The sequence below is a fragment of the Streptomyces sp. NPDC043908 genome, from assembly GCF_056435525.1.
In genome coordinates this window covers 1-12,057 of the sequence record NZ_JBWKEI010000001.1, presented here as the reverse complement: position 1 = coordinate 12,057, position 12,057 = coordinate 1, and the positions used below count along the sequence as shown (strand labels likewise).

Sequence of the window (12,057 nt, the reverse complement as noted above, 5' to 3'; positions counted from 1 at the left end):
CCGCGACCGGGCCGGTGGCCCCGTCCGGCCGGTGCCTCAGGTGAGGTCGAACTCGCCGTCGCGCGCGTTGAGTACGAAGGCGCGCCACTCGGCCGGGCTGAAGATCAGCGAGGGGCTGCCGGGGCGGCCCCCGTTGCGCATCGCGATGAACCCCTCCACGAACGCGATCTGGACGTCTCCCGTCCCCTGGCTGCTCGACCTCCAGTCGGCCTTGCTGAGATCGAGATCCGGCTTGTCCCAGCCCACTAGGGTCTGCTGGGTGGTGCTCTCGGCCACGTCCTGCTCCTCCCGGTTCCCTGTCGTCCGGGCCAGACTAGCGAGCGCGTCCGGTCCCGGACAGGCCACGGAAGGAGTACCGCGCCCCGCCCGCGACGACGGGCCCGCGGCGCCCCGGTGCACGGCAGGCCGCCCCTACCTGTCCGGCGGTTCGGAGCCGACCAGCCACATCGCGAAGAACTGCGAGCCGCCGCCGTAGGCGTGCCCGAGCGCCCGGCGCGCCCCCTCCACCTGGTGCTCACCGGCCCGGCCCCGCACCTGCAGGGCCGCCTCGGCGAAGCGGATCATGCCGGAGGCGCCGATGGGGTTGGTGGAGAGCACACCGCCCGAGGGGTTGACCGGCAGATCCCCGTCGAGTTCGGTGACGCCCGACTCGGTGAGTTTCCAGCCCTCCCCCTCCGCCGCGAAGCCCAGGTTCTCCAGCCACATCGGTTCGTACCAGGAGAACGGCACGTACATCTCCACGGCGTCGATCTCGCGGCGCGGGTCGGAGATCCGGGCCTGCCGGTAGACGTCGGCGGCGCAGTCCTTGCCCGCGCGCGGGGAGACGAAGTCCTTGCCCGCGAAGAGCGTGGGCTCGCTGCGCATCGCCCCGCCGTGCACCCAGGCGGCCGGATGGGGCGAACGGGCCGCGCCCGCGCGGTCGGTGAGGACCATCGCGCACGCCCCGTCCGAGGAGGGGCAGGTCTCGGAGTAGCGGATGGGGTCCCAGAGCATCGGGGACGCCTGCACCTTCTCCAGGGTGATGTCCCGCTCGTGCAGATGCGCGTACGGGTTCAGGAGCGCGTTGCGCCGGTCCTTGTACGCGACGAGCGAGCCCACGGTGTCAGGGGCGCCGGAGCGCCGCATGTACGCGCGGACGTGCGGCGCGAAGAAGCCGCCCGCCCCGGCGAGCAGCGGCTGCTGGAAGGGGACGGGCAGGGACAGGCCCCACATGGCGTTGGACTCGGACTGCTTCTCGAAGGCGAGGGTCAGGACGGTGCCGTGGACGCGCGCGGCCACCAGGTTCGCGGCGACCAGCGCGGTGGAGCCGCCGACCGAGCCGGCGGTGTGCACGCGCAGCAGGGGCTTGCCGACCGCGCCGAGCGCGTCGGCGAGGTACAGCTCCGGCATCATCACGCCCTCGAAGAAGTCCGGGGCCTTGCCGATGACGACCGCGTCGATGTCGGCCCACCCCACCTGCGCGTCGTCGAGGGCGCGCTGGGCCGCCTCGCGGACCAGGCCCGCGATCGAGACGTCGTGGCGGGCGGCGACGTGCTTGGTCTGGCCGATCCCGACGACGGCCACGGGTTCCCTGCTCACGACGGCTCCCCCTCCAGTACGGCGACGAGGTTCTGCTGGAGGCACGGCCCCGAGGTGGCGTGGGCGAGCGCCCGGTGGGACTCGCCCCGGTGGATCCCGGCGGCGGCCTCCCCGATCCGGATCAGTCCGGCGGCCATCACGGGGTTGGCGGCCAGCGCGCCCCCGGACGGGTTGACCCGTACGCCGTGGTCCAGCCGCAGCGCCTTGCGCAGGACGACCTCCTGCGAGCTGAAGGGCGCGTGCAGTTCGGCGGTGTCCACGGGCCGTTCGAAGGCTCCGGCGCGCTCGGCCGCGAGCCGGGCGGAGGGCGAGTCGGTGAGGTCGCGCACGCCCAGGGCGTGGGCCTCGACGCGGTGGTCCATGCCCCGGATCCAGGCGGGCCGTTCGCACAGCCGGCGTGCGAGGTCCCCCGCCGCGAGGATCACGGCGGCGGCCCCGTCCCCGACCGGTGGGCAGTCGCCGGTGCGCAGGGGCCGTACGAGGTAGTCGCCCTGCGGCCGTGAACCGCGCACCTGGGCGCGGGGGTTGGCGGTGGCGGAGTCCCGGCTGCGGGTGGCGATCACGGCGAGGGCGCGCTCGTCGGTGTCGCCCGCGTCGATGAGGGCCTGGGCCTGGAGGGCGGCCAGCGCGACGGAGTCGGGCCACAGGGGCGCCAGGTAGTACGGGTCGAGCTGGCGGGTCAGGACGTCGCGGAGCTCGCCGGGCGAGGACTTGCCGTAGGAGTAGACGAGCGCGGTGTCGGCCTCGCCGGTGAGGATCTTCACCCAGGCCTCGTAGAGCGCCCAGGCGCCGTCCATCTCCACGTGCGACTCGGCGATGGGCGGCCAGGCGCCGACGCCGTCCAGGGCCATGGTGAAGGAGAACGCGCGCCCCGCGAGGTAGTCGCAGGAGCCGGAACAGGTGAAGCCGATGTCGCCGGTGCGCAGTCCGGTGCTCGCGAGCACCTGATGCAGCACCGGCATCAGCATCTCGACCTCGGAGAGCTCGTCGGTGCGGCGCCGGTGGTCGCTCTGCGCGAAGGCGACGACGGCCACATCCCGTGCGGGGCCCATCAGATCAGCTCCTTGTAGGAGTCGTAGTCGGCGTCGGGCTCGCCGGTGGGGCGGTAGTGGTCGGGGTGGCGGCCGCCCTCGCTCCACACCGGTTCGACCCGCAGCCCCATCCGCACCTGGTCGTAGGGGATGCCGCCGATCCGGCCGTGCAGGGCGAGGTCGGCGCCGTCGAGGGCGATGTGCGCGTAGACGTAGGGCACCTCGATGTCGAGGTTCCGGGCCTTGATGTTGACGATGCAGTACGTGGTGACGGTGCCGGCCGGGCCCACCTCCACGCGCTCCTCGGTGGCGACCCCGCAGGTGGGGCAGGCTCCGCGCGGCGGCACGTACACCTTGCGGCACGAGGGGCAGCGCTCGCCGACGGTCCTGTGTTCGGCCAGTGCCTCGATGTACGCGGTCTGGGCGCGGCCCGGGCTGTAGGTGTAGTCGAGCCGGGCCGGGGCGACGATCCCGGTGACCGGGTCCGCGAACCGCCCGTCGTGCGGGCGCGGCTCCCCCGCCGCCTCGCCGTCGTACGGTTCGAAGCACGCGATGTCCGTGATGGCGCCCGCGCGCTCCCCGGCCCACCGCACGCGGACCCGCATCCCGGTCCGCACGGCCTCGGGGCCCGGCGCGTCCAGGGCGTGCAGGAGGGCGGTGTCGGCGCCGTCGAGCCGGACCAGGACCCAGGCGAAGGGGTGGGACAGGGGCTGGCCCCGGCGCGGGGCGGGGTTCCAGGCCCAGGTGGTGACGGTGCCGGTGGGGGCGACTTCGACGAGGTCGCGCAGCTCCTCGGCGGTGACCGGGTCGTATTCGACGGGCGGCACGAGCGTCCTGCCGTCGGAGGTCGTCACCCCGAGGACGGTCCGCTCGCGCAGCCCGGTGAGGAAGGCGCTCTGTACGGGGCCCAGGGAGCGGGTGAACGGGAACTCGACCACCAGGGGGGCGCTGAGGACTTCGGGCATCGTCGGTCTCCTTCTCGGGCGCGCGGCACGGGTGCGCGCTCAGGCGCGCCGGTAGACGGGCGGGCGCTTCTCGGCGAAGGCGCGGGCGCCCTCCTTGGCGTCGGCGGTGTCGAAGACCGGCCAGCCGCGCTTCAGTTCGGCGGCGAGGCCGTCGGTCTCGGTCATCTCGGCGCTCTCGTACACCGAGGCCTTGACGGCTTCGACGGCGAGCGGGCCGCAGGCGTTGATCTGCTCCGCGATCTCCAGGGCCCGGGCGAGGGCGGTGCCGTCCGGGACGACATGGCCGATCAGGCCGATGGCGGCGGCTTCGCGCGCGGCGTAGGGCCGCCCGGTGAGCAGCATCTCCAGGGCGTGGGTGCGCGGGATCTGGCGCTGGAGGCGGACGGTCGAGCCGCCGATGGGGAAGAGGCCGCGCCGGACCTCGAAGAGCCCGAAGGTGGCGCTCTCGCCCGCCACGCGGATGTCGGTGCCCTGGAGGATCTCGGTGCCGCCCGCCACACAGGGGCCCTCGACGGCCGCGATCACGGGTTTGCGGGGGCGGTGGTGGCGCAGCATCGCCTTCCAGTGCAGATCCGGGTCGGCCTTGAGGCGGTCGCGGTGCTCCTCGCCCTCCATCCCCTTGCCCGCGAGGGCCTTGAGGTCCATGCCCGCGCAGAACGCGCCGCCGGCGCCGGTGAGGACGACCGAGCGGACCGCGTCGTCGGCGTCGGCTTCCAGCCAGCCGTCGTGGAGGCCGACCAGCATCGACAGCGAGAGCGCGTTCCTGGCCTCGGGCCGGTTGAGCGTGAGTACGAGTGTGGCGCCCTCGCGCCGCACGGTGAGGTGTTCGGTGCCACCCATGGACCTGCCTCCCGTCGTCGGACTGGAACAGGTTGCAGGAGCCGGGGGCGCAGTTCAATAGTTTTCTGACAGGCAGTCAGATTCTTTGGCCGGGGCCCCTTCCCACTTGTGGCGGGCTCTGCTCTGATGACGGCCACACGGATGGCGCCGGGGTCAGGAGGAGCGGTGGAGTACAACCTTGCCGACCTGTTCGAGTCGGTCGTCGACGTGGTCCCCGACCGCGAGGCGCTGGTCCACCTCGACCACCCCGGCACGGGCGCGGAGCGCCGGCTCACCTACCGTCGCCTGGACGCCGCCGCCAACCGGATCGCCCACCACCTCATCGGCAGCGGCCTCCGGCCGGGCGAGCACCTGGGCCTGCATCTGTACAACGGCGTCGAGTACCTCCAGACCGTGCTCGGCTGCCTCAAGGCGCGGATCGTCCCGGTCAACGTCAACTACCGCTATGTGGAAGAGGAGTTGTCCTACCTCTACCGGGACGCGGATCTGGCGGCGCTGGTCTTCGACGCGGAGTTCACCGGACGGGTGGCGGGCGCGCTGCCGCACTCCGGGAGGCTGCGCCATCTCGTACGGGTGGGGGAACCGCCGGAGGGCGCGCCCGCGCTGGACGCGGTGCCGTTCACCGAGGCGGAGGCGTCAGGGTCAGAGGAGCGGGGGTTCGCGCCCCGCTCCCCCGACGACCTCTTCATCATCTACACCGGCGGCACCACCGGCATGCCCAAGGGCGTGATGTGGCGCCAGGAGGACCTGTTCTTCTCCGGGCTCGGCGGCGGCGCGCCGACGGGCGAGCCGGTCTCCCGCCCCGAGGAACTGGCCGAACGGGTCGCGGCGGGCGGTGAGGGCATCACCTTCTTCCCCACTCCCCCGCTGATGCACGGCACCTCCACCCTCACCGCGTTCATCGGCTTCCACTTCGGCCAGCGGGTGGTGATCCACCGCAAGTTCGTGGCCGAGGAGGTCCTGCGGACGATCGAGAAGGAGAGGGTGACCAGTGTGTCGCTGGTGGGGGACGCGATGCTGCGCCCGCTCATCGACGCGCTGAACGGCCCGCTGAAGGGGGTCGACTGCTCGTCCCTGTTCAGCGTCTCGTCCTCCGGGGCGATCATGTCGGAGACGGTCCGCGCCCAGTTCAGCGCGCTGGTGCCGAACGCGATGCTGCTCAACAACTTCGGCTCCTCCGAATCCGGCTTCAACGGCACCGCCACCGACGACTCCGGCCCCGACAGGGGCTTCAGGCTGCGCGTCAACTCCCGCACGGCGGTGGTCGACCCGGCCACCCACGAGCCGGTGAAGCCCGGAGAGCCCGGCCGGCTCGCCCAGCGCGGCCATGTGCCGCTCGGCTACTACAACGACCCGGCGAAGACCGCCGAGACGTTCTTCCAGCGGGACGGGGAGCGCTGGGTGCTCCTCGGCGACATGGCCACGGTCGACGAGGACGGCATCGTCACGGTCCTCGGGCGCGGCTCGCAGTGCATCAACACCGGCGGCGAGAAGGTGTATCCGGAGGAGGTCGAGCAGGCGCTCAAGTCCCATCCGGACGTGTACGACGCGCTGGTGGCGGGCGTTCCGGACGCCACCTGGGGCCACCACGTCGCGGCGGTGGTGCAGGTGCGCGAGGGCGCCGAGGCGCCGACGCTCGACGCCATCCAGAGCCACTGCCGGGCCCGGCTGGCCGGGTACAAGGTGCCGCGCCGGCTGGTCATCGCCCCGAGCATCCAGCGCTCACCCAGCGGCAAGGCGGACTACCGGTGGGCGCGGGCGGTGGCGGCGGAGTCGGCGGGCTGACGCTGCGGGGCCGCCCGCCAGAAGCCGCCCGTCAGATGTCGGCCGTCAGATGTCGGCCGTCAGATGCCGAACTCCCGCAGTTCGGCCAGGAACGCGGCGGGCTGTCCGGCGTGGACCGAGTGGCCCGCCTCCAGGGTGACGAGCCGGGCACCGGGGATGAGGGCGGCCAGCTCGGCGATCGCCTTCTGGTCGATGTGGCTGTCCGGGCCGCCCGCGACGATCAGCGTCGGTGTGGCCAAGGACGCGCAACCCGCGCGCCAGGCCGGATCCGGCTCGTTGAGCTGGGCGTCCACGTCGGTGACGACCGGCCAGTCGAAGGAGAGCTCCCCGTCGGGCAGGTCCAAGACCCCGCGCGGCGGATCGAGGGGGACCAGCGGCGGGCACTCCTCCAGGACGAGCCGTCCGACCAGCTCGGGCGCCCCGATCGCGAGCAGGAGGGCCGCCGCGCCGCCCATGGAGTGGGCCACCACATCGGCGCCGGCCAGGCCGAGCGCGTCGACGAAGCCGCGCAGATCGTCGCGGAACCCCTCGAACGAGTAGCGGCCGGGCCAGTCGCTGAGGCCGTGGCCGCTCAGGTCGAGCGCGTACACCCGGCGCGTGGCGGCCAGGGCCTCGGCGATCCCGCTCCAGTCGGCGCCGGTGCCGCCCCGTCCGTGGACGAGGAGGACCGGCGGCGCGGACTCCTCGCCCAGGACCCGGTAGGCGAGACGGATACCGGATGCCGTGCGCACGCTGCGCACGTCCGGCTCCAGGAAGGCCGCGAGCGTCCGTACGAAGTCGCCGGGCGCGTCCAGCCACGGGAAGTGCCCGGCGCCCGGCAGCACGGTGACCTCGCCCCGGGGGAAGAGCGCGGCGAACTCGGCGGCCCGCTCGGGGGTGGGGGTGGCGTCGTACGCCCCCGCGAGGACCAGCACGGGCGCGTCCACGGCGGCGAGCGCGGCGGTGGTGGCGGCCGGGTCGAAGACCCCGTCCTGGCAGTAAAGACCGGCCGCCGCGCGGTTGGTCTGGGTGTCCTCGTCCGCCGCGTGGGCGCGCGCGGCCTCGTCCCACCGCCCGTACACGAACGGTTGGACGGCCGTCCCCACCTCGCGCGGGTCGCGCCCGCCCCGGATCTCCTCCAGCGCGGCGCGGCCCTCCTCGTACCAGCTCTCGCCCGCGCGCAGCGCCGCCGCGGCCTGCCGGTCGTCGGCCGTGGTCTCCAGGCCGACGGCCCGGAGGCCGGGGGTGACCAGCACGAGCGAGCCGACGCGCCGCGGGTGGGCCGCCGCGTAGAGGGTGGCGAGGTTGCCGGAGGCCGAGTGGGCGAGGAGGTCGACGCGCTCCAGGCCGAGGTGCTCGCGCAGCGCCTCGACGTCGTCGGTCATCCGGTCGCAGCGGTACGAGGAGGGGTCCCGCGGCACTGCCGAGTCGCCCGTTCCGCGCGGGTCGAGCAGCACCAGCTGCCGGTGGGCGGACAGGCCGCCCAGGTCCCCCAGACAAGCAGAGGCCCCCAGGTCGCCGCCGGGCAGACAGATCAGTGGCTGACCCGTCCCCGCCAAGTGGTAGGCGAGCTCGGTTCCGTCGTACGCGGTGAACTTGGGCATGCGGGCGATCCTCACAGCCGGCGGCGAGCGGGCCAAGGCGGTTTCGCCCACAGCGCGAAAGGCGCGCTGCGGGCGCGTTGTCCACAGGGCTTGACGGTGCGGTCCGGTGGCTGGATTACTGAACCCGAGCAGATCTACCGAATGATCGGTCGGTGGATGTTGGCGGAGTGACGACCGGCGAGGACGGGAGCGGCCCATGGAACCCCTGCTGGACGCGGCGGAACGGCTGAGCCGGGTGGAGCTGGAGGCGCTCCAGCTCGACCGGCTGAGGGCGTCGCTGAGCCATGCGTACGAGAACGTGGGCTTCTACCGGGAGGCGTTCGACAAGGCGGGGATACGGCCGGAGGACTGCCGTTCGCTCGCCGACCTCGCCCGCTTCCCCTTCACCACCAAGGCGGACCTGCGCGACCACTACCCGTTCGGGATGTTCGCCGTCCCCGAGTCCGAGATCCGCCGCGTCCACGCCTCCAGCGGCACCACCGGCCGCCCGACCGTCGTCGGCTACACCGAGCGCGATCTGGACACCTGGGCGGACGTGGTGGCCCGCTCGATCCGCGCGGCGGGCGGACGCCCGGGCCACAAGGTGCATGTGGCGTACGGCTACGGGCTGTTCACGGGCGGTCTGGGCGCGCACTACGGGGCGGAGCGGCTCGGCTGTACGGTGATCCCCGCCTCCGGCGGTATGACGGCCCGCCAGGTCCAGCTGATCCAGGACTTCCGCCCCGAGATCATCATGGTGACCCCGTCGTACATGCTGACGCTCCTCGACGAGTTCGAACGGCAGGGCGTCGACCCCCGCACGACCTCGCTGAAGGTGGGGATCTTCGGCGCCGAGCCGTGGACGGAGGAGATGCGCCGCGAGATCGAGGAGCGCTTCGCCCTCGACGCGGTCGACATCTACGGGCTGTCGGAGGTGATGGGGCCCGGGGTGGCGCAGGAGTGCGTGGAGACCAAGGACGGGCTGCACATCTGGGAGGACCACTTCTACCCGGAGATCGTCGACCCGCTCACCGGGGAGGTGCTGCCCGAGGGCGAGCGCGGCGAGCTGGTCTTCACCTCGCTCACCAAGGAGGCCATGCCGGTGATCCGTTACCGGACGCGGGATCTGACCCGGCTGCTGCCGGGCTCGGCCCGGGTGTTCCGGCGGATGGAGAAGGTGACCGGCCGCAGTGACGACCTGGTGATCCTGCGCGGGGTGAACCTCTTCCCCACCCAGATCGAGGAGATCGTGCTGCGCACCCCCGGCCTCGCCCCGCACTTCCAGCTGCGGCTGACCAAGGACGGCCGCCTGGACGCGCTGACGGTACGGGTGGAGGCGCGGGCCGGCACCGCGCCCGGGCAGCGCGAGGCGGCCGCGCGGTCGGTCGTGACGGCGGTGAAGGAGGGCATCGGGGTCTCGGTGGAGGTGGAGGTCGTCGACCCCGACACGATCGAGCGGTCGGTGGGCAAGTTCCGACGGATCGTGGATCTGCGCGGGGGCGGCGGGGCGGCCTGACGCGGAGGGTGCGGGGGGCGGGTGCTGGCCGGGCTGTTGACAGGCGTGGGCCGGGCTGACTGAGTGGCTGGCGGCACTTCGTGTGTCATGGGCAACCACCCGTGTCATTCCCTGAGTTGGGAGGAACGTTGGCTCTCCGCGCCCGTACCGCCGCACGCACCGCCGCACGCACCGCCGCACGCACCGACGACGGCGCCGACACCGGCCGAGGCACCACCCGTACGCGCACCCGCCCCGCCGGTCCAGGCACGCGCACCCGCACCCGCACTCGGATCCGGCGCCTCGCGCTGGCCGGTGTCGCTCTGCTCACCGCCTCCGCCTCGCTGTCCCCGACCGCCTCGGCCGCGCCCGGCGACCGCGAGCACCATCCCTCCGGCGGCGGCCTGTCCGCCGTCATCCGCTATACCGAGTACGGCATCCCGCACATCCTCGCCGACGACTACGCGGGCCTCGGCTTCGGCACCGGCTACGCCCAGGCGGCCGACCAGGTGTGCACCCTCGCCGACGGGTTCGTCACGCTGCGCGGGGAGCGGTCGAAGTGGTTCGGCCCCGACGCGGCCCCCGACGGCTCGCTCTCGGCCGCCACCAAGAACCTCTCCAGCGACCTGTACTTCACCTCCGTACGCGACTCCCGCACGGTCGAGAGACTGCTGGCCACGCCCGCGCCCGCCGGGCCGAGCCGGCGGTCGGTGGAGCTGATGCGCGGCTGGGCGGCGGGCTACAACGCCTGGCTGAAGCAGCACCGCGTCACCGACCCGGCGTGCGCGGGCGCGCCCTGGGTGCGCCCGGTGAGCGTCACCGACGTGGCCGCGCGCGGCTTCGCCATATCCGTGCTGGGCGGCCAGGGACGCGTCACCGACGCCCTCACCGCCGCCCAGCCGCCCGCCGCCGCGCCCGCGCCCGCACCCGCCGCTCCCGACCCCGGCGAGGCGGCGAAGGCCGCCCAGCGTCTTTTCGCCGCCGACCAGGCCGACATGGGCTCCAACGCCGTCGCCTTCAGCGGGGCCGCCACCGCCGACGGGCGCGGGCTGCTCCTGGGCAACCCGCACTATCCGTGGCACGGGGGCCGCCGGTTCTGGCAGATGCAGCAGACCGTCCCCGGCGAGCTGAACGTCTCCGGCGCCGCCCTGCTGGGCACCGCGACCATGAGCATCGGCTTCAACGACCGGGTGGCCTGGAGCCACACCGTCGCCACCGGCGTCACCCTCAACCTCCACCAGCTCACCCTCGACCCGGCCGACCCCACCGCGTACCTCGTGGACGGCCGCTCCGAGCGCATGACCCGGCGGACCGTGACGGTCGCCGTCAAGGGCGGCGCCCCGGTGACGCGTACGCAGTGGTGGACGCGGTACGGACCGGTGGTGACCGGCCTCGGTCCGACGGTGCCGCTGCCCTGGACCAGGGCCACGGCGTTCGCGCTCAACGACCCCAACTCCCTCAATCTGCGCGCCTCCGACACCGCGCTGGGCTTCTCCCGGGCGCGGAGCACGGACGACGTCCTCGCGTCGCTGCGCCGCACCCAGGGCCTGCCCTGGGTGAACACGGTCGCCGCCGACGCGCACGGGCACTCCCTGTTCACCCAGTCGCAGGTGCTGCCCCGGATCACCGACGACCTGGCCGGGCGCTGCTCCACCCCGCTGGGCAAGGCCCTCTATCCGGCCTCGGGCGTCGCCGTCCTCGACGGTTCGCGCGGCGACTGCGCCCTCGGCTCGGACCCGGACGCGGTCCAGCCCGGGGTCTTCGGGCCCGCCCGGATGCCGGTGCTCAAGGACACCGCGTATGTGGAGAACTCCAACGACAGCGCCTGGCTGACCAACGCCGGTCATCCGCTGACCGGTTACGAGCGGATCTTCGGCAACGTCGCCACCCCGCGCTCGCTGCGCACCCGTGGGGCCGTCGAGGACGTCGCGGCCATGGCCGCGAAGGGGCGGCTGACCGTCGCCGACCTCCAGCGGCAGGAGTTCGCCGACCGGGCGCCCGCCGGGACCCTGGCGGCGGCCGACACCGCCAAGGCGTGCGCCGCGCTGCCCGGCGGGACCGCGACGGACAGCGCCGGCAGGAGCGTCGACGTGTCGGGGGCGTGTGCGGTGCTGGCCCGCTGGGACCGTACGGTCGACGCCCGCAGCCGGGGCGCGCTGCTCTTCGACCGCTACTGGCGCAGGCTGACGGCCACAGTGCCGGCGGCCCAGCTCTGGAAGGTGCCGTTCTCCGCCGCCGACCCGGTGCACACGCCGAACACCCTCGACACCGCCTCGCCCGGTGTCGCCCGGGCGCTCGCCGACGCGGTCGGTGAACTGCGCGCGGCGGGCATCCCGCTCGACTCGGCGCTGGGCGGCCACCAGTACGTGGTACGGAACGGCGAGCGCCTTCCCGTGTCGGGCGGGACGGAGGCGCTGGGTGTCTGGAACAAGGTCGAGGGCGTGTGGGACCCGGCGCGCGGCTACACCGAGGTGTCGACCGGGTCGAGCCACATCCAGGCGGTCGGCTGGGACGGCGGGCGCTGCCCCGTCGCCCGCACCCTGCTGACGTACTCCCAGTCGGAGAACGTCCGCTCGCCCCACTACAGCGACCAGACACGGCTCTACTCGCGCCGGCGCTGGGTCGCCTCGCGCTACTGCGAGCGCGACATCCTCTCCTCGCCCGCCCTGCGGGTCGTCCGGGTGCGCGAGCACCGCTGACGGCCGCGGGGGGGGGGAGGGGGGGGGGGGGGGGGGGGGGGGGGGGGGGGGGGGGGGGGGGGGGGGGGGGGGGGGGGGGGGGGGGGGGGGGGGGGGGGGGGG

General features: G+C 73.8%; 9 protein-coding genes. 3 read left to right on the top strand and 6 right to left on the bottom strand.

Annotated features, from left to right (window positions below):
• Window positions 1–36: 36 nt before the first annotated feature.
• The 5 genes from AC069K_RS00045 to AC069K_RS00025 form a co-directional block, all read right to left on the bottom strand.
• On the bottom strand, window positions 37–276 hold the full coding sequence (locus AC069K_RS00045) for a DUF397 domain-containing protein (protein WP_101386816.1): 240 nt from the start codon (window positions 274–276) through the stop codon (window positions 37–39).
• 135 nt (window positions 277–411) lie between these two features.
• Complete coding sequence (locus AC069K_RS00040; protein ID WP_478610479.1) at window positions 412–1,578, bottom strand: thiolase domain-containing protein; 1,167 nt, start codon at window positions 1,576–1,578, stop codon at window positions 412–414.
• Entirely contained in the window at window positions 1,575–2,630 is a 1,056-nt protein-coding gene (locus AC069K_RS00035) for a thiolase domain-containing protein (protein ID WP_478610477.1), read from the bottom strand. Before AC069K_RS00035 ends, AC069K_RS00040 begins: the two co-directional genes overlap by 4 nt.
• Window positions 2,630–3,574, bottom strand: a complete 945-nt coding sequence (locus AC069K_RS00030) for a Zn-ribbon domain-containing OB-fold protein (protein WP_478610475.1) — start codon at window positions 3,572–3,574, stop codon at window positions 2,630–2,632. Before AC069K_RS00030 ends, AC069K_RS00035 begins: the two co-directional genes overlap by 1 nt.
• 39 nt (window positions 3,575–3,613) lie before the next feature.
• A complete protein-coding gene (locus tag AC069K_RS00025; protein WP_365103310.1) occupies window positions 3,614–4,414 on the bottom strand; it encodes a crotonase/enoyl-CoA hydratase family protein in 801 nt (266 codons plus the stop codon).
• Between the two features lie 165 nt (window positions 4,415–4,579).
• On the opposite strand from AC069K_RS00025, the gene AC069K_RS00020 reads away from it, so the two are divergent.
• Window positions 4,580–6,199: an acyl-CoA synthetase gene (locus tag AC069K_RS00020; RefSeq protein ID WP_478610473.1), complete on the top strand. Its 1,620-nt coding sequence runs from the start codon at window positions 4,580–4,582 to the stop codon at window positions 6,197–6,199.
• A 59-nt stretch (window positions 6,200–6,258) separates the two neighbouring features.
• On the opposite strand, the gene AC069K_RS00015 is transcribed toward AC069K_RS00020, so the two are convergent.
• Window positions 6,259–7,782, bottom strand: a complete 1,524-nt coding sequence (locus AC069K_RS00015) for an alpha/beta fold hydrolase (RefSeq protein WP_478610471.1) — start codon at window positions 7,780–7,782, stop codon at window positions 6,259–6,261.
• A 196-nt stretch (window positions 7,783–7,978) separates the two neighbouring features.
• Between AC069K_RS00015 and paaK the strand changes: the two genes are divergently transcribed.
• Window positions 7,979–9,277: a phenylacetate--CoA ligase PaaK gene (paaK, locus tag AC069K_RS00010; protein ID WP_478610469.1), complete on the top strand. Its 1,299-nt coding sequence runs from the start codon at window positions 7,979–7,981 to the stop codon at window positions 9,275–9,277.
• A gap of 272 nt (window positions 9,278–9,549) precedes the next feature.
• Window positions 9,550–11,955, top strand: a complete 2,406-nt coding sequence (locus AC069K_RS00005; protein ID WP_478611980.1) for a penicillin acylase family protein — start codon at window positions 9,550–9,552, stop codon at window positions 11,953–11,955.
• Window positions 11,956–12,057 lie beyond the last annotated feature (102 nt).

Coding starts and splice junctions, on each gene's coding strand:
- AC069K_RS00025 (WP_365103310.1), bottom strand. CDS start 4,414: ATGGGTGGCACCGAACACCTCACCGTGCGGCGCGAGGGCGCCACACTC.
- paaK (WP_478610469.1), top strand. CDS start 7,979: ATGGAACCCCTGCTGGACGCGGCGGAACGGCTGAGCCGGGTGGAGCTG.
- AC069K_RS00035 (WP_478610477.1), bottom strand. CDS start 2,630: ATGGGCCCCGCACGGGATGTGGCCGTCGTCGCCTTCGCGCAGAGCGAC.
- AC069K_RS00030 (WP_478610475.1), bottom strand. CDS start 3,574: ATGCCCGAAGTCCTCAGCGCCCCCCTGGTGGTCGAGTTCCCGTTCACC.
- AC069K_RS00015 (WP_478610471.1), bottom strand. CDS start 7,782: ATGCCCAAGTTCACCGCGTACGACGGAACCGAGCTCGCCTACCACTTG.